At 54.4% G+C, this 24326-nt stretch carries 20 protein-coding genes and 2 tRNA genes; 11 read left to right on the top strand and 11 right to left on the bottom strand.

Translation table 11 applies throughout. The features are described from left to right. Positions 1-132 precede the first annotated feature (132 nt). A complete protein-coding gene (locus tag OQ371_RS04360; protein WP_265992561.1) occupies positions 133-1365 on the top strand; it encodes a PQQ-dependent sugar dehydrogenase in 1233 nt (410 codons plus the stop codon). Between the two features lie 234 nt (positions 1366-1599). Then, the gene (locus OQ371_RS04355) at positions 1600-2619 is read left to right on the top strand and encodes a DUF2278 family protein (protein ID WP_265992560.1); all 1020 of its coding nucleotides are present in this window, start codon (positions 1600-1602) and stop codon (positions 2617-2619) included. Positions 2620-2808: 189 nt separating this feature from the next. Here the strand turns inward: OQ371_RS04355 and OQ371_RS04350 are convergent, their stop codons facing one another. Together OQ371_RS04350 and OQ371_RS04345 are read right to left on the bottom strand one after the other, a co-directional pair. Continuing rightward, positions 2809-4098, bottom strand: a complete 1290-nt coding sequence (locus OQ371_RS04350) for a hypothetical protein (protein ID WP_265992559.1) — start codon at positions 4096-4098, stop codon at positions 2809-2811. Positions 4099-4181: 83 nt separating this feature from the next. Continuing rightward, positions 4182-5060, bottom strand: a complete 879-nt coding sequence (locus tag OQ371_RS04345) for a c-type cytochrome (RefSeq protein WP_265992558.1) — start codon at positions 5058-5060, stop codon at positions 4182-4184. A gap of 205 nt (positions 5061-5265) precedes the next feature. On the opposite strand from OQ371_RS04345, the gene OQ371_RS04340 reads away from it, so the two are divergent. Together OQ371_RS04340 and OQ371_RS04335 are read left to right on the top strand one after the other, a co-directional pair. Continuing rightward, positions 5266-6039, top strand: coding sequence for an SDR family oxidoreductase (locus OQ371_RS04340; RefSeq protein ID WP_310586609.1), 774 nt, complete (start codon positions 5266-5268; stop codon positions 6037-6039). A gap of 60 nt (positions 6040-6099) precedes the next feature. Then, on the top strand, positions 6100-6597 hold the full coding sequence (locus OQ371_RS04335) for a hypothetical protein (RefSeq protein ID WP_265992557.1): 498 nt from the start codon (positions 6100-6102) through the stop codon (positions 6595-6597). A 56-nt stretch (positions 6598-6653) separates the two neighbouring features. Here the strand turns inward: OQ371_RS04335 and OQ371_RS04330 are convergent, their stop codons facing one another. The 3 genes from OQ371_RS04330 to OQ371_RS04320 are packed head-to-tail and all read right to left on the bottom strand — an operon-like array spanning position 6654 to position 8952. Next, positions 6654-7466 carry a helix-turn-helix domain-containing protein gene (locus tag OQ371_RS04330; RefSeq protein ID WP_265992556.1) on the bottom strand — a complete coding sequence of 271 codons (813 nt, stop codon included), beginning with the start codon at positions 7464-7466 and terminating at the stop codon, positions 6654-6656. Next, positions 7463-8401, bottom strand: a complete 939-nt coding sequence (locus tag OQ371_RS04325) for a hypothetical protein (RefSeq protein WP_265992555.1) — start codon at positions 8399-8401, stop codon at positions 7463-7465. Before OQ371_RS04325 ends, OQ371_RS04330 begins: the two co-directional genes overlap by 4 nt. Continuing rightward, a complete protein-coding gene (locus tag OQ371_RS04320) occupies positions 8398-8952 on the bottom strand; it encodes a GNAT family N-acetyltransferase (RefSeq protein ID WP_265992554.1) in 555 nt (184 codons plus the stop codon). The genes OQ371_RS04325 and OQ371_RS04320 overlap by 4 nt, the downstream gene beginning before the upstream one ends. A 239-nt stretch (positions 8953-9191) precedes the next feature. Between OQ371_RS04320 and OQ371_RS04315 the strand changes: the two genes are divergently transcribed. Further along, positions 9192-9845 (top strand): 3-keto-disaccharide hydrolase, encoded by a 654-nt coding sequence (locus OQ371_RS04315; RefSeq protein WP_265994263.1) that lies wholly within the window; start codon positions 9192-9194, stop codon positions 9843-9845. A 111-nt stretch (positions 9846-9956) separates the two neighbouring features. Further along, positions 9957-10838, top strand: coding sequence for a hydroxypyruvate isomerase family protein (locus OQ371_RS04310; RefSeq protein ID WP_265992553.1), 882 nt, complete (start codon positions 9957-9959; stop codon positions 10836-10838). A gap of 84 nt (positions 10839-10922) precedes the next feature. Here OQ371_RS04310 and OQ371_RS04305 read toward each other — a convergent pair whose 3' ends face one another. After that, on the bottom strand, positions 10923-11297 hold the full coding sequence (locus OQ371_RS04305; RefSeq protein ID WP_265992552.1) for a T9SS type A sorting domain-containing protein: 375 nt from the start codon (positions 11295-11297) through the stop codon (positions 10923-10925). Between the two features lie 122 nt (positions 11298-11419). Between OQ371_RS04305 and OQ371_RS04300 the strand changes: the two genes are divergently transcribed. After that, the gene (locus tag OQ371_RS04300; protein WP_265992551.1) at positions 11420-12328 is read left to right on the top strand and encodes a LysR family transcriptional regulator; all 909 of its coding nucleotides are present in this window, start codon (positions 11420-11422) and stop codon (positions 12326-12328) included. A 60-nt stretch (positions 12329-12388) separates the two neighbouring features. Next, a complete protein-coding gene (locus OQ371_RS04295; RefSeq protein ID WP_265992550.1) occupies positions 12389-13777 on the top strand; it encodes an APC family permease in 1389 nt (462 codons plus the stop codon). On the opposite strand, the gene OQ371_RS04290 is transcribed toward OQ371_RS04295, so the two are convergent. From OQ371_RS04290 to OQ371_RS04280, 3 genes are all read right to left on the bottom strand, one after another. After that, positions 13746-17801 carry an AAA domain-containing protein gene (locus OQ371_RS04290; RefSeq protein WP_265992549.1) on the bottom strand — a complete coding sequence of 1352 codons (4056 nt, stop codon included), beginning with the start codon at positions 17799-17801 and terminating at the stop codon, positions 13746-13748. The genes OQ371_RS04295 and OQ371_RS04290 overlap by 32 nt on opposite strands. A 111-nt stretch (positions 17802-17912) precedes the next feature. After that, the gene (locus OQ371_RS04285) at positions 17913-18986 is read right to left on the bottom strand and encodes a TerC/Alx family metal homeostasis membrane protein (protein WP_265992548.1); all 1074 of its coding nucleotides are present in this window, start codon (positions 18984-18986) and stop codon (positions 17913-17915) included. Between the two features lie 96 nt (positions 18987-19082). Further along, positions 19083-20255 (bottom strand): type III polyketide synthase, encoded by a 1173-nt coding sequence (locus tag OQ371_RS04280; RefSeq protein WP_265992547.1) that lies wholly within the window; start codon positions 20253-20255, stop codon positions 19083-19085. A gap of 96 nt (positions 20256-20351) precedes the next feature. On the opposite strand from OQ371_RS04280, the gene OQ371_RS04275 reads away from it, so the two are divergent. From OQ371_RS04275 to OQ371_RS04265, 3 genes are all read left to right on the top strand, one after another. After that, entirely contained in the window at positions 20352-21230 is an 879-nt protein-coding gene (locus OQ371_RS04275; RefSeq protein ID WP_265992546.1) for a UbiA family prenyltransferase, read from the top strand. 117 nt (positions 21231-21347) lie between these two features. Continuing rightward, positions 21348-21420 (top strand) — tRNA-Gly (locus tag OQ371_RS04270). Between the two features lie 46 nt (positions 21421-21466). Continuing rightward, positions 21467-21552, top strand: a tRNA-Leu gene (locus OQ371_RS04265). Positions 21553-21788: 236 nt separating this feature from the next. Here the strand turns inward: OQ371_RS04265 and egtD are convergent. After that, complete coding sequence (gene egtD / locus OQ371_RS04260) at positions 21789-22745, bottom strand: L-histidine N(alpha)-methyltransferase (protein WP_265992545.1); 957 nt, start codon at positions 22743-22745, stop codon at positions 21789-21791. A 6-nt stretch (positions 22746-22751) separates the two neighbouring features. Continuing rightward, positions 22752-23930 (bottom strand): ergothioneine biosynthesis protein EgtB, encoded by a 1179-nt coding sequence (gene egtB / locus OQ371_RS04255; protein ID WP_265992544.1) that lies wholly within the window; start codon positions 23928-23930, stop codon positions 22752-22754. Positions 23931-24326: the final 396 nt, after the last annotated feature.

Here is a 24326-nt window from a genome sequence, read left to right as displayed (position 1 = left end):
GGTCGCGGAAGGAAAAGACTTAAAAGTTATCGTACGCGTTTCCGGGGCCAAACGCTTTTTCATAATCTGCTGTTACCTCCCCGATAAAACCCCTATTTTTGAGGCCACGTTAACCTGAAACAAAAAAGCACGATGACTAAAATTCTGCCCATACTTCTTGCCGGAAGTGCGCTTGCTTTTACGGCTTGCGGAAAAAATACTTCCGAGACATCGGAAGTGGCTAAAACGGACACCACCAAGGCGCCGGTAGAAACCAAAGCGCCCAATACAAACTACAAACCCGCCTTTGCGGGCCAAACCCGGATTGGCGGGGTAAAATCGCGGACGGCTTACGAAGGAAAAGTGCTGACCAGCGAACTCAAAAATCCCTGGGGCATCACGAGCCTGCCCGATGGCCGATTCATCATTACCGAAAAGTCGGGAAGCATGCGCATCGCAACCACGGCCGGTGCCCTGAGCGCTCCCATCGCCGGTATTCCAAAAGTTAATTCCGATGGGCAGGGCGGGTTGCTTGGCATCCGGCTCGACCCGGCTTTTGAGCAGAACCGGATGGTTTACTGGGTGTTTTCGGAATCGCTGCCCGAAGGAAACCTGACGGCGGTTGCTAAAGGTAAACTTGCGGCCGACGAGAAGAAGATTGAGGGAGCTACGGTGATTTACCGGGCTACTCCGGCTTACAAAGGCACGCTCCACTACGGCGGACGGATTGTTTTCGACAAAGACGGCAACCTGATCATCAGCACCGGAGAGCGTTCGGATAAAGTGACCCGGCCGCAGGCGCAAGCATTAAATTCAAGCCTGGGGAAAGTGATCCGGATCACCAAAGACGGTAAACCGGTAGCCGGCAATCCGTTCCAGGGGCAGGCCAACGCCAAACCGGAACTGTATTCGTACGGCCACCGGAACGTGCAGGGACTGGCGTTTCACCCGGTAACCGGCGATCTGTGGGAGGTTGAATTTGGCCCGCGCGGTGGCGATGAACTCAACCGGATTCAGCCGGGTAAAAACTACGGATGGCCGACCATTACCTACGGAATTGAATACAGTGGCGAAAAAATAGGTGCGCCCATTCAGCAGAAAGAGGGAATGGAGCAACCGGTTTATTACTGGGATCCCGTCGTTTCGCCGAGCGGTATGACCTTCTACAACAGCGATCGCATTCCGGAGTGGAAAAACAACCTGTTCATCGGCGGTCTGAGCAGCATGCACATCGTACGGCTGGTGATTGAAAACAACAAAGTAGTCGGTGAAGAAAGACTGCTGGAGGATGAAGGACAGCGTTTCCGGGATGTTACTCAGGGCAAAGACGGCGCTCTGTACGCGGTTACCGACCAGGGTAGGTTATACCGGATAGACAAAAAATAAGCAATCGTTCAGGCTTTTCTTGTTGGCCCCCGAACTGCGTGAGTGCGGTTCGGGGGCTGGTTTTTTACGCCGAATTAAGCTCAAAGCCGGGTGCCCATACCGCGCTGGCGAAGAACGGGTTAGGGTAGGTAACAAAAATTTAATCAGCCATTGCCTAAACCGGTTTAGGCGTCGATGCGGCTATTTCCGTAGCTTACCGGCTGGAATCATACTTCACTGATAAACCCGATTCGTATGCCACTTGATCGTTACGGTATCCTGAAAGGGAAAGCCATTGATTCGAAACCCGGGAGCACCCGGAGCAACCATTTTCAGGTCCACATCCGGGCCAACGGTGAAAGTCACCGCATCGCGATCAACGTTTATTCGAGCGATACGCGCAACCGTGAACTGCAATTTCTGGTGCTCGATCCGTTTCAGCATCCCATCTGCGACCGTATCAAGGACCTGCCGGAAGGCTTCACCCCCGTACCGTCTCAACCCGGCGGGATGGCGCTGGACTTTATCCGGGGCAATCTGTTCGACATCAGCCGGATGCAGATTCTACCGCCTTCGCAGGATGGACCTGATAATGATCTGAATGACAAAATCGGTTTTTACATCAGCCAGGCCATCAACCGGCAGGCCGATGTGTATGCCTTCGGGCAGAAGTGGGGGCCGGAACCGGAGCGCCCTGACCAGTATTTTCAGTTCGAACCCGGCAACGGTATTCACGACATCCACATGAACCAGGGAAACCCGCCGGGTCGCTACGAAGGGGACAACGGCGTCTGGCAGGATGGCGGGGTGCTGATTCACTTTCCCGAAGAAAACCGCTGGATTGCTTATTTTCTCAAATTTCAGTCGCAGACGGTTCACTCGGAAGACGGCGGGGGCGAAAATCCGGGTGGTACACCCATTGATACCGACCCCGGCAACCAGCCCGAGGTGACGAAAGGTGTTCGGATTCTGGCGGCTCTGGTGAATCCGGCCCCCGAAGATGTTGGGCACGAGCAGGTGTTGCTCTTTAATCCGCTGGCTGCTGCCATCTCGCTCAAAGGCTGGGGCTTGCTGGATTCGCAGAAAAAGAAAGAAACGCTCGCTACCGAACTCGCATCCGGTGCCACGCTGGTGGTGCGGCTGACGGGGCAAAACGCCCGCCTGTCGAACCAGGGCGGAATTCTGACACTGGTGGACGAAGCCGGGTTGAAAATTCACGGCGTTAGCTACACCAAAGAGCAGGCCCGCCCGGAAAATGAGTGGGTCGTTTTTTAGAGATTAAACCTCGTCAGACGGGTTATAAAAAACCAGCGAAATTGGACAAGGGCTAAAGCCGCAGCTCCTGTCCGAATTCAGCGGACCAACGCGGCAATAAAAAAGCGCACGGCAACTGCTATGCGCTTTTCGGCTATGAACGCTACTCTTCAGTAATCCATGGGTATTTTTAGTAATCGTTGAAGGTTTTTATTCTTCCGGGGTGAGGAAGAACGTGCCGCTGATGGGCAGCGCTTCATTGGGGCAGTCCTTCTTCGGATCGTCTTTCATCAGGCTGCCGGAGAACGTGCCGCGGGCTACCTTGCCTCTGACAAACTCGTCTACTTTCACCGAACCGGTCATGATCTGCACACCGCGTTCGATATCGCCGACGCAGGCATAGTGCGTCCGGTAGGCATAATCCCCCTGGTTATAGTGCCCAGAACTGATGCCGGTTTCCGTTTTCAGCGGGTTGCCAAAAGGAAAACTACCCGCGCTGCTTCCAAATACCGATAAGTACAGGTAATCATCTTCGCGGTCACCACCACTGATTACCCAAACCTCACCACCGGCTGTGTCGAGGCTCACATCCGTGTAGACCCGCGTCTGACCGTTGAAAACGACTTCCACGTAGTTATTGCCAACTGTAATGTTTTTTACGAGAATCAGCTTTTTCTGATTTTTCTGAAATGTAATTTCCGCATTGACTGTCACCTGAATACGGTCTTTGCCCGTTTTAGGGGCCTCGTAAAAAACGGATTTAATGGACTGTGATTTTTTCAACTCTCCAGGGCCAACCAGCGACCATGTTACCGCTTTAATGTCCCCGAATTTGTTATCGGCCACTTGCTGTAGGGCGTCATCTACGAGTAGATCTTCCCAAATTAAAAGGTTCATGGTTTGACCGTATTGAACAAACTCGGTCCGTATACTGCTACCGGAGAGCAGCAAGAGACTCTCTAGGTAAGCTATTTCGTAGGCACTCCAGTCGCTGAAGTGGGGCATGGGCACGCTGATGCGTTTCTTTTGCGTATCCACCTGCACGCCCGGCACATTATACCAGATTTTGTTGGTACCCTGGTAGGCGATTTTGAGCAGGTCCGCATCGTTGGCGGATACCTTCTCGTTGCTGTACGCAAACGTCAGCGTGGCCGGTTTGGCAAACTGTAAACCATCGGGCGAAAACCGGAACGCCTGTCCGATGCCGTTGGGCAAGTGGTTGGTAATCGGCTGAATCGTGATGTTGGTGGCCTGACTGACGGCACCCGCCGGAATGACGAGTTGCACGTTTCCGTCGGCGGTGGCAATTGTGCCTCCTTCCGGACCAATCATTTTGCTGACCAGCGCGCCCTGCGGCTGGCCCACCTCGGTAACCGTACCGGTGCCGGTTTCCTGTACCGGCGGATTGCTGCCAACCGGGTCCACGTCCGGATTGGTTTTGCAGCCGGTCAGCGAACCGATCACGGCCAACCCTGTTAAAAGGTAATGACTGAGTTTCATATAATTCTGAACCCACGGCGGGCGGTCCTGCTCAGGTGGTGATAAATTCTAGCTGCTCAGGAGACGCCAGCCCGTGGGTGCGATTAGTTGAGGGAGTGAAAGAATTGGTAGAGGGACGCCAGCTCCTTGTCGGTGTACTGAGCCGTCATTTTCCAGGGCATGTTGTCGTTGTTAATCTGGTGACCGCTGGGGGTTTTACCGGTTCGGAGCGTGGCAATGAACTGGTCTTTTGTCCATTTGCCGGGGTTGCCGGTCAGGGTCAGGTCCGGTACGGGCGGAAAGCCGGGCGCAACCGGATCGCCCCCCTTGAACGTGGGCCGGTGGCAACCGCTGCACGAAACCGCCAGGTATTTACCCTGCGCAATGCCTTCGGTTGAGTCGACTTTGGCGACCATCGGCAGCTTGTGGTCGATTTTCTCGACCGACAGCAGCGGCATTTTGTCCAGGTAAGTCATGATATTGACCACCGGGCCAAGATCGTTCGTTGGCAGGTCGTTGGCAACGTCGGGTACCTGCTGGCAGTAAGCAATGATGGCGGCCATGTCCTGCTGGGAAAGCAGCGTGGTTTCGTGCGAGGGCATAAACAGCAACGGTTTTCCGTCGCGGCCAACGCCGTGGCGCATGGCCCGTAGCCAGTCGGTGGTGCTGTAATCGGCCGGGAGGCCGCCCTGGCCGTCGGTCAGGTTGGTCGAGACCAGCCGACCCAGTGCCGGATCGTCGATCATGATTTTTCCGCCCAGATTGTCGCCGTGGCAGTCGGTGCAGCCTTTGATCACGGCCAGGTGCTTACCCCGCTGGATGGTGGCCGTATCGGTCGGAATGGCCAGGCTTTCCGCAGCAAATTGGTACGTTTTGTCGATTCGGCTGGCGATGTTGTTGGAAATAAATAGATAGCCAATCAGGAGCAGGACGATCAGGGACCCCAGCACCAGGCCGGTCCATTTCAAAATTTTGCGTAGCATGTTCAGTGTATTTGTTGTTGTGTTGTCTGCCTTGGAGCAACCCCCGCGGCTTTGGGTGCAACAAAAGTCCGAAGAAACCGGTGCTGATGACCTACGCCAAACGGATTTGCCGCGGTCGGATAAAAAACGCCGATTGAAAAGACCGATAAGTCGGGTAAAGCGCGGCATCGTTTACCTTTACCGCTCGTACGTTTCTTTCTACTTTATGATCCTCGATTTATTCTCCCTTCAGGATAAAACCGCACTGGTAACGGGTGCCAAACGCGGAATTGGGAAAGCCATGGCCGTGGCGCTGGCCGAAGCCGGTGCGGATGTAATTGGTGTGTCAGCCACGCTCGAACCGGGCAGCGAGGTGGAGCAGGCCGTAACGGCTTTGGGACGCAAATTTTATCCGTTTCCCGTCGATTTTACCGACCGGTCGGCCCTCTATATGTTTCTGGAAACCGTTCGCGACGAATGCCCGCCGATCGATATTCTGGTCAATAATGCCGGTAACATCCGCCGAAAACCGGCCGCCGAACATCCGGACGAGTACTGGGACGAAATCATGGATGTCAACCTGAACGCCCAGTTTATTCTGAGCCGGGAAGTGGGCCGGGAGATGCTGGCGCGGGAGGTCGACTTCAACCGGAAAATTGTTTTTACGGCCTCGCTGCTGACGTTTCAGGGCGGGGTAAACGTGCCGGGCTATGCCGCCAGCAAGGGCGCCATCGGGTCACTGACGAAGGCGCTGGCCAACGAATGGGCGTCGCAGGGCATCAATGTAAACGCCATTGCGCCGGGGTACATCGCCACCGACAACACCGCAGCCCTGCGCGCCGACGTTGACCGGAATCCGGCTATCCTGTCCCGCATTCCGGCCGGGCGCTGGGGGGAAGCCGACGACCTGAAAGGAGCCGTTGTGTACCTGGCTTCGCAGGCTTCTAATTATGTACACGGCACCATCCTAACCGTCGACGGCGGTTGGATGGGACGATAATTTTCAAACACTTGCAGCGGTTTTCCGGTTATGGTAAGGAAACAACCCTCACCATCAATCATGGAAACGAACGAAGAAAAAAATAATCAGGAGAAATTCGATCCGCAAGCGCGGGATGATAAATACTATTCGGGAAATCCATACCAGCACGGGACGTCCGATTACGGCAAACCCAGTGAGGGAGTTGGAAACGAAGCCACTACGACGACACCGACCGACCGGGGCCAGACGGCGTACGATCTGACGGTTGACCGGGAAGAAAAATACCGGGGAAGTCATCAGCAGGAGTCCCGTCCGGATTCTCACGGATCGTTCCAGGAATGGGATGTTGATCCGAACGTCATTGCCCAGAACCGGCAGGATGCGGCCAACGCGCCCGATAGCGTTGAAAGCGGTTTGCCCAGCAGCGTTGAAGGACTGCCGGATAACCCGTCGGATGAAGCGCTGTTCAACCGTCAGGGAGCAACGTATCTGGAAGAAGGCGATAACCCCTCGAAAGGGTACGATCCGCACCAGATGGGGTATGGAAACGGAGACGACGACACTAAAAAAGAGTAAGTCATAAGTTAAGTTGAACCGTCTGTAGAAAGGGCCTGCCAGTTGGTAGGCCTTTTTTACAACTCAACCGGGGAGCGCTGGGTGAGCTGCCGGGCGTCTTTCGCAAAATGCGAAAAATCGGTATAGCCAATTTCTTCAAATGCGTAGCCGCTCCCGTAGCGTTTGTACAGGTGCAGCCCCTTTTTGAAACGAAGTAATTTCTGGCAGTATTTGGGCGAATAACCCAGCACTTCGGTAAAATACCGGTGCAGAGAGGGGTACGAAACACCCAATTCATGGCAGAGTTGGTTCAAATGTAAATTACTGCCGCTAATCTGGTCAAACCGGTTCAAGACCGTCTGCACGATTCTAAACCGGTAGGTGGGCTCAAAGGAGGTGCAGTGTTTTACCAAAAAACTTTCCATCCGGCTCACCCGAGCCTGAAACGACGAAACCGTTTGCAGGTGCTCCTCAAGTGCTGGCAACCGCATGAAGTTCGTCAAATCGGCATTCGCATTTTCAACCTCCGCCGGGTCGATCCGGAAGAGCCGGCCGAGTAGCCCCGGCTTGAATTTAACGTAAAATTCGTGCACGCTGGCCGGGTAAATAGACAGGTGTAAATCGGTCAGATTGCCCAGAAACCGGGAGCCTTTTACGGAGTTAAGCACCCCGCTTCGCTGGTTAATCGACAGCCAGCTTTGCGGGCGCAGGCTAATGCACAGCAGGTTAGACAGGTTCGGCAGGGCGTTCACGTACAGCGGATTGGCCAACGTAGCCGGTTGGTTTACTTCAAAATAATACTCGACAAAAGGGGCCAGGGCCGGATGCGGATAGGCCAGCCGGAAATGCGGTTCTGCTTCGTCTTCGTATATAACCCGCCCTTTGTTCATCGCACCAATCGAAACAGCAGTTCGACCCCGATACCGGTAATCAGAAACCGCTCCTTTTTATTCTGTAATAGCTGTTGCGTCCAATCCACAAACCCGCCGTCGCCAATCTCGTATTCCTGCCCGCGGACGGTAATCAGAATCTTGTACTGCAACCCCTTATAGTACTGGTTTTGCCGAACTGGCGCGGGGTCGGTCTCAAGAATCAGATCCGTCCGTCGTTGCCGAATGTGGTCGGCCACCGCGTCCAGCAACCGCGTCTGGTCCGGCCCGGCGCGTTGAATCAGTTTAAAACGCAAGCTACTGATTTGTAAAGCGTCGCGCAACACCGCCGTCATAACCGCCAGGTGCTCGGCCAGGCTTTCGCGCTCAAATTGAAAGTCACCCGTGTCGCGCCCGGACGACGCCAGACAGCCGATTTTGAAGTGCTGCGTGTGACCCGCCACGGCCACCGGGGGCGTTCGGAGGTGACGCTGTAGGGCGCTGAACCGGAGTTGATCGCTGGGCTGATCGGGCTTCCATTGTCCACTTTTTTTCAAATCGGCCGCGTGCAGCGCCAGGGCGTTGGTGGCGTCGGCTAGCACTTCCGTGCCGCGCAGGGCCGACAGCACTTTCTTCTGATCGGCCGTGGCAACCACCGAACAGGAACCCAACGGAGCGACCGGCGACAGTTCGACCGGACGGAACTGAAACGTTTCGAAAATCTGCAAAATCTGCGTTTCCAATTCCCGCAGGCGCATTACGTTCAGATCGGCGGGTTTGACGAAACGGTTTTTCTGGTAGTGTTGCAGCAGTTCGGCCGGAGAAAGCCGTTCGGTGTGCCGGTCGAAAACTTCGAGTAGCAGCGAGTTGAGTTCCGAGGGCGTCAGTTCTTCGGCCAGGAGCTGGAGCAACTCCGGGCGGTTGATGCGGTGCAGTATTTTTTCAGCGATGGTCACGGCAGAAGAGCGGCTAATTTTTTCTCGTCAATCAGGCTGTACCGGTATTCGTCCAGCACCTTCCCGTTTTTGTAAATGGCGGCCCGCTGAATGATGTCCAGCGTAAAACCGTTTTTTTCTAGTACCCGCATCGACGCTTTGTTGTACGCAAATATGCCCGCAAACAGCCGGATCAGATCTGTGTTAGCGAACGTATATTTAATCAGGTGCCGAATGGCAACAGTAGCGATGCCCCGGTTCCAATACGGTTCGCCCAGCCAGTAACCGATTTCGCCCGACAGCCGGTGAACATCGGTTTGCATCACCACGCCGGCTACACCAGCAAATTTACCAGTCACATAGATACCGAAAACTAAGTCTAAAGCACCTTCCTGTGCGTTTTCGATAAACCAAACGGCGTCAGCCAGCGTGTAGGGATGGGGTATGCGGTCGCGCAGGTTAAGCCAGATGGCGCGGTTGTTGGCCAGTTGGGCCATGATTTCGGCGTCGGCGCGTGTGGGGAGCGCCAGTGTAATGCCGTTTCCGCAGTTGATTTCGGTTCTTGATTCCATCGCCGTAAAGTTGCCGGTAACGCCCGGAAGTTTTGGTGTAAAAATCGATCAATCTTTTAAAAAACGCATTTTGTAAAGCTTTTTACCAAAAAAGTTGCCGCAACCGTCCCTGTTTTCTAATATTGTTCTGCTGCAATGGTGCAGTGGATTCATCTTGACCTCAAAGACATTTTATGAAAATTTCGCTCAGCATGATGACCCGCGTGGTCTTGTTGGCACTGATTGTTAGTGTTGTGAGTATGCCTAAAACGGTTGCGTCGGGCCCCAAAAAGGGGAAGTGGGTTAAACTTTTTGATGGAAAAACGTTGACGGGCTGGCATAACTACCTGAAAGCGGGGCAGCCCGTTTCGGACAAATGGCAGGTGGAAGACGGCACCATTACGCTCACCGGTCGGGGCGGTGGTGACCTTGTTACCGACAAGGAATACACCAATTACGAACTGGAGATCGAGTGGAAAATTTCGGAAAAAGGCAACAGCGGAATTATCTACCGGGTACACGAAGATCCGAAATTCCGGACCACGTACGTAACCGGTCCGGAAATGCAGGTGCTTGACAACGAGCGCCATCCGGACGCCAAAGCCGGTAAGAACGGCAACCGTACGTCGGGTTCCTTGTACGATATGTTACCGCCGTCGGATTTCTCCGCCCAGAAAGTAGCCGGAGAATGGAACAAGGTTCGGCTGGTGGTCAACAACGGCAAAGTGGAGCATTACCTGAACGGCAAGAAAGTGGTGGAATACCAAACCAGCGGCCCGGAATGGGAGAAAATGGTGAGCGAAAGCAAATTCAAAGGCTGGGAAGGGTTCAACAAATACAACACTGGCCACATCGCTTTGCAGGACCACGGCGATAAAGTGTGGTACCGCAACATCCGAATCCGGGAACTTTAACCAATTTTGAATGAATGGATGAGCGATTGAGTGAATAACGCTACTAAAGTCAAATCCCGGCGAAGCTATTCACTCATTCATTCATTCACCCATTCACTCCTTCAAACTGCTATGAAACCTTCCTCCCGCCGTTCGGCCCTCAAAACACTCGCCGGAACCGCACTAACCTTTTCTGTCATCGATTCCTTTGCTGCACAAATGGAAGCTACCGAAACAAGCCTGTCCCCGGCTTTGAAAGGCCGGATTAACCACGCCGTCTGCAAATGGTGTTACGGTAAAATTCCGCTGGAGGATTTTGCCAAAGCCACCAAAGACATGGGCATTACGGGCATCGACCTGCTGGACCCGAACCAGTGGGATGTGGTGAAAAAATACGGCCTGACCTGCTCGATGGCGCAGGGAGCCGGCAAAGGCATCAACGACGGTTTCAACGACCCGAAATTCCACGATGAACTGATTGCCAGCTACGAAGCCATTTTCCCGAAATTGAAAAACGCGGGTTTGACGCAGGTGATCTGTTTCTCGGGCAACCGCCGGGGTATGGACGACGAAAAAGGACTGGAAAACTGCGCCGTGGGTTTGAAAAAGCTCATGAGCAGCGCCGAAAAACACGGCGTGACGATGGTGATGGAACTGCTCAACAGCAGGGTTGATCACAAGGATTACATGTGCGACAAGTCGGCCTGGGGCGTTGAGCTGTGCAAACGGGTGGGCTCGGAGCGGTTTAAGCTGCTGTACGACATCTACCACATGCAGATCATGGAGGGCGATATCATCCGCACCATCCGGCGCGACCACCAATACTTCGCTCACTACCACACCGGGGGCAATCCCGGTCGGAACGAGATCGATAATGGGCAGGAACTCTACTACCCGGCCATTATGCAGGCCATTGTTGACACCGGCTTCAAGGGCTTTGTGGCCCAGGAATTTATCCCCAAGCGTGACCCGCTGACGTCGCTGCGCGAGAGCATCCAGATCTGCGATGTGTAGCGCACCGGCGGATTAAAAACTATAAACAGGCAAAAAAGGCTTCCCCGGTATGAGGAAGCCTTTTTTGCGTCGGTTAGGTTTGGTTTAATTCGCGTAGCTGATAAACCGCTGCGTTTCCGTTGCCGGAATGGCTCCGACTTCAATCTGGCGAATCACTACCTGATCTCCGTTGCTGATTTCCAGGTAGTACGTACCGGTTTTCATGCCTTCGAAATTGAATTTACGCCAGTGGTTGGCCGGTAGTTTGGTCAGCGATTCTTTGTACAGAACGGCATTGTGGGCATCTTTCAGCCGGATGGTCACGCGTTTGGGTTGCCGAACGGCCAGCATGAGGTTGATCTTCTCCCGCTGCCCCAGAAACAGGTTTACGTCAAAGGCATTTTTTTCGGTGCTGGTCCCGTCGGTTCTCGTTGGCTGGGCATTGGATACCGGTACGATCAACCCGAGGAGAAGTGTCATTAGTAGTTGTTGCGTAATCGTTTTCATCGTGGTATGTTGTTTAAGTGATGCGACAAAATTGCGGCCTTTTGGATTATTAACAAAACGAATTATTTTTGTCAAAATCATGAAATTTGCTCATCATGGAAATCCGGCATCTTCAGATGGTAAAGGAGGTGGCTGCCTGTGGCAACCTGACCAAAGCCGCCGACCGGCTCTATCTGACTCAATCGGCGTTAAGCCACCAGTTGAAAGAAATTGAAGGGTTTTTCAACACGCAGCTGTTTATCCGCGACAAAAAGCAGATGCTGCTGACGGATGCCGGAGCGGTGGTTCTGGAAGCCGCCGAGAAGATTTTGCAGGAAGTGGCCGAAACCCGGGCGAAGGTAAAATGCCTGACTGAGAAAGATGCCGGTGAGGTGCGGCTCTGCACGGAATGCTACACGTCCTACCACTGGCTGTCGGGGTTTCTGCGGGCCTACCGGGATGTATACCCCAAAGTGGACGTGAAAATTGACATTGAAGCCACCCATTTTGCCGAGCAGCACTTGCTCGAAAACAAGATCGACGTCGCCATTCTGGAAGAAGCCGAAAACCCCAAGCTGAGTTATACGCCTTTGTTTCAGGACGAGTTCATGGTCATTGTGGCCCCGGACCACGAGTGGGCACACCGCGACTGGGTTGAAATTGATGAGTTTGCCAATCAGAATTACATCATGTACAACATTCCGGATGAGCAAAGCTCCAATTTTAAAATGCTGTATAAAAATTTCAGACCTCCGCGGGTCTACAAAATGACGCTGACCGAAGCGATTCTGGAAATGGTGAAAGCCGGCATGGGCGTAGCCATGTTACCCAATTGGGTAGTCCGGCCTTACCTGCGGTCGGGCGAACTGGCGGCTGTTGCGCTAACCGAAAAACGCCTGTTGCGCACCTGGTATGCCGCCACCTTGAAGAACAAGCAACTCCCGCCCTACACCGGCGCGTTTATCGAAAAGCTGGCGTCGTACATGAAAGAGCTCGACGGATACGCTGTCATGTGTTCGGCCTGAGTAACGCGTTGCGGGCGCTTGCTAACCCATTTATTCACTGTTTCTTAACTAACCTGAATTGTGTCTGTTTCTACGGATTCTGCCCCTTTGCCCCGGCGACTGGGATTGTTACAAGCTACGGCCCTGAACATGATCGATATGGTCGGTATCGGGCCGTTTGTTGTCCTGCCGCTGGTGATTCAACGCATGGGCGGACCGCATTTTCTGTGGGCGTGGATTCTGGGCGCGGTGATTTCGCTGATCGACGCGCTGGTGTGGTCGGAGCTGGGCGCGGCTTATCCGCAGGCGGGTGGGAGTTACAACTTCCTGAAAATTGCGTACGGCGAAAAACGCTGGGGCAAACTGCTGTCCTTTCTGTACGTCTGGCAAACCATGATTCAGGCTCCGCTGGTGGTGGCATCCGGGGCCATCGGGTTCGCGCAGTACGCGTCTTACCTGCTTCCGTTCGATGAATGGCAGCGCAAAGCCGTGTCTGGTGGCGTGGTGATCCTGATTACCCTTCTTTTATACCGTAAAATCGAATCCATCGGCCGCATCAGCATCCTGCTGTGGGTCTGCGTCCTGGCTACGCTCGGCTGGATCATCTGGGGCGGTCTGACGGGTGGCCAGCAAACCGTTTCGCTGGCTCTCCCCGAAGGCGGTACCCTTTCCGGATTGTTTGGCGCGGGTTTGGGGATTGCGTCGGTGAAAACCATTTACTGCTACCTGGGCTACTACAACGTCTGCCACCTGGGCGGGGAAATCCGCAACCCGTCGCGCATCATCCCAATCAGTATGCTCATCTCGGTCGTCGGCATTGCGGTGTTGTATCTGGCCATGAACTGGAGCGTGGTCAAAGTGATTCCCTGGCAGGAAGCGCAGCACAGCGAATTCATCATCAGCGCAGTCATTGAGCGGTTGTACGGCACGCGGGCGGGTTCCATCGCTACCTTCATGGTGCTGATCGTGGCGTTTTCGTCCCTGTTTGCGGTGTTGCTGGGGTACTCGCGGGTTCCGTACGCGGCAGCCGCCGACGGGCAGTTTTTCCGCATCTTTGCCAAACTGCACCCCACCCGTCATTTTCCCTACATTTCGCTCCTGTTTCTGGGCGGTCTGGGCTTCGGCTTTAGCCTGCTGTTTCGGCTATCCGACGTGATTACGGCCATTCTGGCGATGCGGATTGTGGTGCAGTTCATCGGTCAGGCCATCGGGTTGCTGCTGTTGCACCGGCGCAAACAGGCCGATTCGTTTCCGTTTAAAATGCCGCTTTACCCCATACCGGTTCTGGTGGTCATCGCCATCTGGACCTTCATTTTCTTTTCCACCGGCACGGCTTTTATGCTGTCGGGTCTGACGGTTATTGGGCTGGGTGTCGTGGTTTTTCTGATCACCGCCCGAATCCGGAAGCAGTGGCCGTTTGGCGCGGCCGACCAGCCCGCTAATCCGCTGGTGGACCCGGCGGAACCGTAAGCGGAACTTCCAGACGGCCCCGCCAGAATTCGCGGCTGTAGACCCGCTGGAAGGGCCAGTTTTTCATCCGCAGTGCAAATGGCGTGTAGGCGTGGGCATCTTTCGGGCTGCTTTCGTAGTAGAGATCATCGTCAGTAAGCAGCAGTCCGGCGTACTGATCGGCCGATTTCCGGGTCAGGTCGGCAAAGGGCAGTTCCTCAACCAGACCCGTTTTTGCATCTTTCAGTTCATCTTTCAGCAACCGGGCACCCCGAATCCGGTCGGTTTGACGGGGTTGCGGGCAATACGCGCCTTCGGCCACCGAAAGGGCGTACTCCAGGTATTGCTTCAGGACTTTTGGCCCTTCGTTGACGGTGTTTTCGACGGTCAGTTGCTGGGGGTAGATACTCGTGACGACGTAAATCCGTTCCCGCGCCCGCGTGACGGCCACGTTCAGCCGGTTTTCGCCCCCTTTGGCGTTTAAACTGCCAAACTGCGCAGACAAACGGCCACGGGCGTCAGGCGCGTAGCCGATGGAAAAAATGATCACATCCCGCTCGTCACCCTGCACATTTTCAATATTTTTAACGAACGTGGCTTCCCGGGCGGTTGACGAAGCGGCTGCGGCTTTCAAATCGGGGCTTACATTCGAAACCGTTTGGTTCTCAGGCTCCGGGGGGGCGGTCCTTGTCGCCAGTGTGCGTTCTTCCAGCAATTCCTGAATCAGCTGCTGCTGCTGGAAGTTGAACGTCACAACGCCCATAGAGCGCCCCGGCAGTTCGGTCGCCAATTGATCGATGAGGTCAACCACGGCGCGGGCCTCGGTTTCGTTGGTGTTGTTATCCCAAACTCCTTTGACGTTCAGATACCGGATAGCGGGTTCCTGGCGGTTGAGCTGGTGAAAATCGGGGAGGAGTTGCAGCGAGTTTTTGTAGAAAAGCCGGTTCGAGAAATCAATCAGATCCATCGAGCGGCTCCGGTAGTGCCCACGCAGTTGGGACTGCGGAAAGTAATGCGTCGTCAGGTCCAGCAACGATTCCACTTCCAGCTCCACGGGCGTCTCTTCGTCGGGGGCGGTTTCGAACCGAATGCGGTACAGGTCGCTGGGCTGTAACTGCTTGCTGTCGCCGGTAATCACCACCTGCCTGGCGCGGTACATGGCCGGAATACCGTTCTCGGCAAAACACTGCGAGGCTTCGTCAAAGATCACCAGATCAAACAGCCCCGGTTTCATCGGGAAAATGGCCGACACCGATTCCGGCGACGCTATCCAGCAGGGCACCAGTTGAAACACTTCATCCGAAAACTGTTCCATCAGCTTCCGGACCGGCCAGATGTTGCGCTTTTTGGTGACCTGGTGGTTTAATTCCCGGTACGTAACGAGGTTGTTCAGCCGGTTGAAGGCCAGGTTCTGGTACGTCCGTTCGCGGAGTTTGACCAGCAGAATCTGGCGGCTCAGCGCCTGCTTCTGCTGAACGCTCTCCTGAAGCGCCGTTTCCAGCTGGTTGATTTTTAGCGAAGAAACGCCCCGCAAAATCGGGTGGCTGAGCTCAAGGTGTTCGATCCAGGCCAGGTGCAGGCTGTTCAGAAACCGGTCTACGGATAGCGGCACGCCCAAGCGTTGCACAATTTCGTGTTCGATGGGCGTAAACCGTTCTTTCAACCGGTCGGCTTCAATCAACAAATCAACATCCTGCTCCAGCGACCGAATGAGCGTTTCGGATTGAGTCGGCTGCTGCCAGAGTCGCTGGATTTGCGATTCACTCAGAAAAACCTGCCACTGACCCACTTGAGCAGCCACGGCCCGCCCGGTTTCCACGAGCTGGCGGGCGGTTTTCGCGAATGTTTCGGCGGTTTCCAGCCTGGATTCCGGCAGGTAAGCCAGCCAGGGAACGGCTTTCAGTCGGCGGACGATTTCCAGCGCCTGACGGGCCAGCCGAACGGTCAGGAAAGCGTTTTCGGGCGTTACGTCCTGTTTGGTTTTCTGCTCAATCTGCTGGCGGAGTAGTTCAAACCGGATTCGGCGCTGCACGCGGTCAAGCAATACCGGCAGGGCCTCGTCGGAAAGCGTTAAACCGTTGACGGCTGCCAGTTGCTGCAAACCGGTTTTGTCTTTACTGAACAATCCCCAAACCGTCCGCCCGACAAACGACGAACGGCTTTGGATCGCTTCCTGCAACCGCTGCGCCGTGTTGGGCAAATCGCTGACCGACAAGCTCTTTTCAATACCGTTACCGCTCAGGCAGTCGCTGATTTCCACTTCCAGGCGTTCCAGCTCGTCGGGTTCAGTGCTAAAAAGCGGGTGCGTGGGCTCTTGCTGTAACCGGCGGACCCATTGCCAGCGTTGCGCCGACGGTTCAGGTTTCAGCAGGGTGAGCAGCGCCGTAGTTTCCCATTCGTCTTCCTGTACGGTCTGCCAGTCGGCGAGCGAAAATGGCCGGTCGGTCAGGGCCTGAGCCGCTTCACTGGTGGTGCGGACAAAGCCAGGCAACGCGTTCAGCAGTTTTTTGAGAGCCGGTAGTTGATTAAACGAAAACGGGGCAAACGAAAGCCGGTCGGCCCACGGATGGTCGGCACCCAGCCGGTCGAGGTACGCGCCGTATTCCCGAAGTTTCTCCACAAAACCTGCCACCGAATCGGGCCGGAACTGCGTGTAGCTATCGTCCAGCGGAATGGTTGGGGCCGTTGGGTCGCTGGTCAGGTACAATTGTTTGACGGACACGCCCGCTTCAGATTCGTCAAACAGGGCATCTTTGAAAGCCTGCAGTTCCGTTAGGGTCTGATCGATCCGGCGGCTTTCCTGGTCAAAATGACGTTCCAGCAGAATGGCGTCCAGGCCAAAATTTTGTTTCTGATAATCTTCTACGCGTTCGATCTGCCCGGCCAGCTGGTCGTAGAGCGCTTTGCGGTCGTTCTTGAAATCGTGAATCAGGGCCGAGAACGGCTGCATCCCGACTTGCCGCAGTCGTTCGTAAACCACGTCCAGAGCCGCCCGTTTCTGGCAAACCAGCAAAACCCGTTTTCCCTGCGCGGCAAAATCGGCCATCAGGTTTCCGATCAACTGCGATTTTCCGGTTCCCGGCGGGCCCTGTACCACCATTGACTCCCCGGCTTTAATGCGCCGAATGGCTTCCTCCTGGGAGGCATCAATGGGCAGGGGGGTATGAATGGTTTCCTCGCGAATGGAAGTCAGCGGGGGATGGGCAGAAGGCGCAAACGGGAGCAGTGAAAAGGCATCACCATCCGGCCGTTCGCCGGTTTCTTCCCTGTCCGCCGTCAACAACTCTTCGTAATCCGGCACGAGGTACGAACCCGCCTGGGGAAAAATGCCCAGCACGGCTTCGGGATAAAGTTTTAGCTCGCCGGTGCGTTCGAGTTTATCTAGATCCGTCTTTTTAAGGGCGTTGAACCACTGCAGCTGGTCGGTGAACAGCTCCTGATTGAAGTTGATTTCCAGCGGGCTGTCTTTCAGCCATTCGTACAGTTGGGTGCGAAAAACCGTGGCATCTTTGTCGTACTCGTCCAGCGTGTGTTCCAGAACCGTATCGGGCAGGATGTACTGGTTGTAGTAGGCGTAGGCCATCAGGAAGCTGCGGTTGAGCGCAATCGGCTCATCGGCCCGGCGCACCAGCAGCCACTTGTTGCCCTGTTGTTCGAGGTGAACCGGGAAGAAAATCAGCGGGCCGTGAATGACCGTACCGTCGGCCAGTTTTCCCCGCACGAACGGATAGCCCACGTACAAATCCTCCGAACCGCGTTCAGCTTCAATAAACCGGTCGGTCCGGGCAATTTTCCGAAGTTTCCGGCTAACCTCGTTGACTTTTTCCATCCGGCTGTCGAGCACATCGCAAAGCGGAATCGTTGGCCGTCGGGCGATCAACTGCCGGATGAGGTCAAAAGACGGTTTGCTGTCCAGAAAATCCGTTTCGTGCAGATCCAGAAACTGCTCGACGGGCAAGCTTGTCAGCAGCAGCGAACGGTTGCGGCTGCTGAGGTTGGTCAGGCGTTTGAGGTAAGCTTTGAGAACGGACTGCGCTAATTGCATAGAGACAGACCCACGGACTCAGGTCCGTGGGCCGATTGACGTCATTAAGTTCAACTTGGTTGTTTCTGGGCAGACCAGCGGGGGCAACCGGCGGTCTGCCCGTCTGGCTTGTCAAACCTGAATTTCCTCCCGCTCTTTTTTCTTTTCCGGGATCAGCCAGGAGGCCACAATACTAACGCCCAGAATGGTCAGAATGACATACAGCGAGTAAACCGTTTCAAAACCAACGGATTCCAGCCAGCTGTGGAAGATCATCTTCAAACCGATGAACGTCAGCAGCACCGCCAGACCGGTTTTGAGGAACCGGAACTGGCTCATGATGCTCGATAGGAAGAAGAACATCGACCGCAGCCCCATAATGGCAAAAACGTTCGAGAAAAAGACGATGTACGGATCTTTGGTAATCGAGAAAATGGCCGGAATCGAGTCGACGGCAAACACCAGATCCGTAAACGCTACCACGATCACGACGATGAACAGGGGCGTTACAAACAGCTTGCGGTCGCTTTTCCGGCGGACGAAAAAGTGATCGATGACGTTCCGGCGATAAACGTTCAGGTACTTGGCCGAAAGCTTCACCACGGGGTGATTTTTCGGTTCCATGTGCTCGTCTTCGTCTTTCTCAAAGAACAGTTTGACACCGGTATACACCAGAAACGCGCCAAAAATGTAAATAATCCAGTCGAAGCGCTGCAACAGGGCCGACCCCACGAAGATGAAAATAAACCGTAGGATAATGGCTCCCAAAATTCCCCAGACCAGAATCTTTTTGTAAAACCGCTCCCGTACGCCGAACGACGCAAAAATCATGATAAACACGAAAATGTTGTCGGCCGACAGGGAGTATTCCACCAGATAACCGGTGATGTATTCCAGGGCCATGTTGTTCTGGAAAATGGCGAGGCTTTTCTCGAAATTGCCCGGAACCAGCGTGAGGTGGTCGGCGTAACGGCTGCGGATTTCTTCCAGCCGCGCCATGTCGGTAATACCGTGGACGAGGTAGCCAAAGTTTTTGATGAAAAAGTAAAACCCGATGGACAACGCTACCCAGATGGCACTCCAGGTTCCGGCTTCTTTAAAGCTCACTATGTGGCTTTTCTGCTTTGTGAATGCCCCTAAGTCGAAGGCCATCACTACCAGAACGAAGAGCGCAAAACAAACGAAGAATATGGTTTCGTAACTCATGAGATTCGTGAAAAAACGGAATAAAAGTGCAATATAACGCTATTCAAGTAACAGGTAGTGATTTCCGTTGATTCCTCAATTCACAATTTTATGGACTTACGGAATGAACGCAGGATCAGCGGCTACCTGGTCGGCAACTTTGGCTTTTTGGATGGGGTGGGTGGCGGGTATAATTTCGAGAATCATCGATTCCAGCGTGAGGCCGGGTCCGAAGGCGCAGCTCAAGATATTGCCCGTTTGCGGCTCGGTCAGCAGGTGATTCCGGATGGCTTTCAGGACAAACAAAACCGTTGCCGACGACATGTTGCCGTACTGCCGCAAAACCTCGTAGGCAAAGCGGTTTTCGTGGGAGTCAATGCCCAGTTGTTCCTCGATGACCTCCAGAATTTTCCGGCCGCCGGGGTGCAGGGCGTAATGGGTAATGTCTTGGATGGCCAGCCCGCTGTGCTCGAGCAACCGGGACAACGCTTTTCCAATACCGTGTTGAATAACCGTCGGCACATCCGACGTGAGCGTCATTTCAAAACCGTGATCGTTGATAATCCAGCCCATGTCCTTCTTCCCGTCGGGCCAGAGGTCGCAAAAGAAGGTACGCATCCGAAACGCGGGTGCCGGGTATTGCCGTTCGGGCTGGGCTTCAATCAGAACCGCGGCCGCACCGTCGGCAAAGAGGGCATTCGACAGAAGCTGGTCATCGTCCGTTTTTTTCTGAAAGTGAAGCGTACATAATTCCAGGCAAACCACCAGAACGCGCGCCGACGGATCGGCCCGGACGAAGGCATCCGCGGTTTTCAGCGCGTTAAAGGCGCCGTAGCATCCCATAAAGTTGATGGCCGTGCGGTGCAGGGTGGTGGGCAGGTTCAGGGCTTCAATCAGGTCAATATCCAGCCCCGGGGCGTACATTCCCGTGCAACTGACCGTGATTAAATGCGTCGGCTGAACGGCTTTCCCGATCGGGTATAAGTCTTCAATGGCCGCTAATGCCAATGGCAGGGCTTCCTTTCGGTAAATATCCATCCGCTGACCGACCGTTGGAAAAGGTTCAAGATCAGGGGTATTCGGAAAAAATGTATATTCACCCGGTGAAGTACCGTAGTCGGGCAGCACCGAGTGTCGTCGGTCGATCCGGGTCAGGCGGTACAGGGTTTGTAACTTGCGCCGGTTGCGCTCGTCGAACTGGAGAGCCTCCGCCATAAACGAAGCAATTTGTGCCTGCGAAAAACCGTAGCGGGGTACGGCGGTGCCAATGGCGGTGATGTAGCTATCCATGTAGTCCAGGTCCTTATTAACGGCTTGTCCGGTTCATCTCATATCCGTTGACTATAACCAACGCTTCCCATTAATGTTAGACTTTCTACAATTTGTATGACCTTCCGGACCGTCTGGCTCCATTTGCGGGTGCCTTTTTCGTTTTTTCTGCTGCCGGTTTTCCTGTTTGCGCTGACGCAGTCGGACGCGCTTCGGTCGGGGGCGCTCGACTGGGTTCGGGTGGCGGTGATCTGGGTAGCCATTCATTTGCTGTTGTACCCGGCCAGCAACGCCTACAACAGTTATTTTGATAAAGACGAAGGCAGCATCGGTATTCTGGAAACGCCCCCACCGGTCGACAAGACACTGTTTTACGTGGCCTGGGGACTCGACGGGCTGGCGTTGCTGCTCGGCGTTTGGGTGGGGTGGCCGTTTGTGGTGTATCTGCTTGTTTACGGGTTTATTTCCAAAGCATACAGCCACCCGGCGGTTCGGCTGAAGAAGTACCCCATTGCGAGCTGGCTCATTGTCAGCTTGTTTCAGGGCGGTTTTACGTACCTGATGACGCTCCAGGCATTTGACCGGTTGCCGGTTGCGGACTTGATTAAGCCGCAGCCTTTGCTGGCGGCTTTGCTTTGTACGATGAACCTGCTAGCGGTTTACCCCATCACCCAGATTTATCAGCACGAAGAAGACAGCCGCCGGGGCGATTTGACCATGAGCCGGTTGCTGGGGGTTGGCGGTACCTTTCTGAATGCCGTCTGCTGGTTTGCGTTGTCCTTGGTGGGGTTTTACCGGTATTTCGGAGGAGCCACAATGTTCTGGCTATTGCCGGTTTGTTTGCTGCCAGGGGTGGTTTATTTTCTCTTCTGGTACCGGCGGGTACACCGGGATGTGGGGCAGGCCAATTTCCGGTCGGCGATGACGATGACGCTGCTATCGGGCACGGGCCTGAATTTTTTCTTTCTTTTTTTGCTGATTTTAACCGATTCATAATCAAGGCCAAAGTGTCCTGAGCGGCAAGAAAGTGAAATTTTTTTCAGGCAAGTGCTTGCCAAAAGCCGGAGACCCCTTATATTTGCATCCACAAAACGCCAGGAAACGGCGTGAAACGCGAAAGTAGCTCAGCTGGTAGAGCGCGACCTTGCCAAGGTCGAGGTCGCGGGTTCGAACCCCGTCTTTCGCTCAAAAGCACCTTCGGGGTGCTTTTTTTGTAAATGCGGTACCCCCGCGCCGGGATGGCGGAATAGGTAGACGCGCAGGACTTAAAATCCTGTGGGCAGTAATGTCCGTACGGGTTCGATTCCCGTTCCCGGTACTAATTATGCCTTACAAGCTATTGACAGTCCGTCGCTTGTAAGGCATTTTGTTTTCCCGGCGTTTCCATCAAGAATGTCTTCGCTCAAACAAGGGCTGAATAGATCGCCCGTATCCTTCTCATTTTTTCCCGTTGGCAATCCGTGCGAATAGCTGTGGCGGAGCGGTTTTCTCCTACCCTGAAGTCAGTTCTTTGCTGAGTGCCAATCAACCTGGAAACTGTTACCCTGCATCATTCTAAACCCGCCATAGCACATCAGTGAATTGATGGCGGCAGTCAAAAAAGGCATCCACCGGCTCGTACCCCGCCTTCAGGGCCAGTGCCTGAATTTCCGTTTTGCTGTATTTCTGGGATACTTCCATGTAGATCGGTTCGTCCCGCTCAAACTCAATGACGGTGTCGTCATCAAAAATTACCCGTTGGGAACACCGGCTGATCAGGTAGCTTTTGCAACTGCCCGACAACGGATCGTACACCGGAAAATGCTCAAACTGACCCGGTTTAAAGTCCGCCCCCAGCTCCCGGTTGATGCGCTGCAGCAGGTTCAGGTTGAAGGCTTTGGTTAATCCTTCTTTATCGTTGTAGGCGTCCAGAATTGTTTGTGGATTTTTCTTTAAATCAAACCCCACCAGCAGGTAGTCGCCCGGCCGTAAGTAGGTTTTTAGTTGCTGAAAGAACTCGGCTGCCTCTTCGGGCAGCATGTTACCAACGGTAGCTCCCAGAAACAAGACCAGCTTGGGACTCTCGGTCAGCGCTTGCATTTGCTCCAGCATGGCAAAATACTCCCCGGCCAGACCATGCACCTCCAGGCCGGGCAGTTTGGTGCTCAGCGTCTGACTTAGGTAGTTGATGATGCCCGGTGAAATGTCAATGGGATAATACCGCCCGCTGCCCTGCATTCGGAGCGCTTCCCTGAGCAGGAAAACCGTTTTGGAACCGTCACCCGCCCCCAGTTCAACGATGTCGAACGACCCCTGCATCCCGCCACAGCGCTCAAGAATCGCCCCGCTCTGCAGAGACAGGATTTCGGCTTCCGCACGCGTGAGGTAATACTCCGGGCAGCGCATGATCTGCCCGAACAGCTCATCACCCCGGGCATCGTAGAAGTATTTTGACAGCAGGTATTTGGGCGAAGCCGATAACCCTTGCAGTACATCGGTTCGAAAGGGGCTGTCAACCAGTGTTGTGTTCATTCCGTTTTAAAATGGCGTTGATGAAAGTGATTGAGCCAGCCGGATACCGGTAAACTGCCAGCGGAGGGGGGCATGGAAAAAGTTTCGGTAAGTCGGTCGGCTGTGGCCCGGTGTGGTGGCTTCGGAGGCCCCCCGCAGCACCATCTGGTTGACCATAAATTTGCCGTTGTACTCCCCGATGGCGCCTTCGGCTTTGGCAAAACCCGGGTAGGGCAGGTAGGCGCTTTCGGTCCATTCCCAGCGCGAACCCCATTCCAGCCGGTCCTGAGCGGTTTCCCACTCGGCTTCGGTGGGCAACCGCAGGCCCCGCCATTGGGCATAGGCCCAGGCTTCGTAATAACTCACGTGAGCGACCGGCTCATCGAGCGGCAGGGGTTTGAGCCCCTGCCCGGTATAGTGGTGCCACTGACCGTTGATTAGAAACCAGTACATCGGCGCCTGAATAGTCCGGGTTTTGACCCAATCCCAGCCCTCGGCGTGCCAGTAGCGGAAGTCCTGGTAGCCACCGGCCTGGATGAAGTCCAGGTACTCCCGGTTGCTGACGAGCTGTTGGCGAATCCGGTAAGGGGCCAGATAAACCTTGTGGCGTCCTAATTCATTATCGAAACAAAAGCCGTTGCCCGCGTAGCCAATCGGGTAAATACCTTCGTCCTGGCTGATCCACTGCTCTCCGGCGATGGTAGGCACCTTAGGTTTGGAATAATCCGTTGGGTAGGCGGGTAGGAGCGGATTATGGCCCAGAATATACTTGATGTCGGTAATGAGCAGTTCCTGGTGTTGTTCCTCGTGGTGGAAGCCCAGTATGACGATGTTTGTTAAGTCGTCCGAAAAGCGGCTCTCCTCGGTCAGGAAGCGGTGCATGGCCGCATCGACGTGAGCGCGGTAGGCCATCACATCCGCCACGGAAGGCCGGGAGAGATTGCCGCGATCGGTGCGTACTACCCGCGCGCCCACGGTTTCGTAATAACTGTTGAAGACGAAGTTGTACTGCTGATTGAACACGCGGTAATCCGTTGCATGGGGCAGGAGCACGAACGTTTCGAAAAACCAGGTGGTGTGGCCCAGATGCCACTTGGGAGGGCTGACATCCACCACGGGTTGAACCACAAAATCTTCGGCCTCAAGACCCTGACAAATTGATTCACTACGCGCTCGTACTTGCCGGTAGCGCTCTGCTAAGTTCATAAACGGTTTGATGATTCGCTCTCTATACTTGCGGTACGGGCCAGAATATAGAAAAGCGGAGTGGATTTACGGAATAATTGGTCTGTCGAACGAATCGAATGCATAACGGCCCAGCGTCCTAGCATTAGGAACACTTCCGCGCGGTTGTTGTTTAGTTTGGTTTTATTTAAAAACAAGTATCTAACGCTTCGGATTAACTAATTCCCTTTTGAAGGTTCATTTAAAAAGGCTGGCTACCCGGCAACGAACGGCGCATTACTACAGAAGACGGGATTTTACATAACTGGCAGTTATATCTATAAAAAAACGAGTCCTGCTGAACCGGGCTTACCCATTTAGTCAGCGGAGGAAAGGTTGGATCCGCCGAAAGTGAAGGCAGTAAAAATGAGTGTTAGA

This window comes from Larkinella insperata (assembly GCF_026248825.1).
GTDB lineage: Bacteria > Bacteroidota > Bacteroidia > Cytophagales > Spirosomataceae > Larkinella > Larkinella insperata.
Note: the sequence above shows the minus strand (reverse complement) of the source record. Positions and strands in the feature narration are given on the sequence as shown.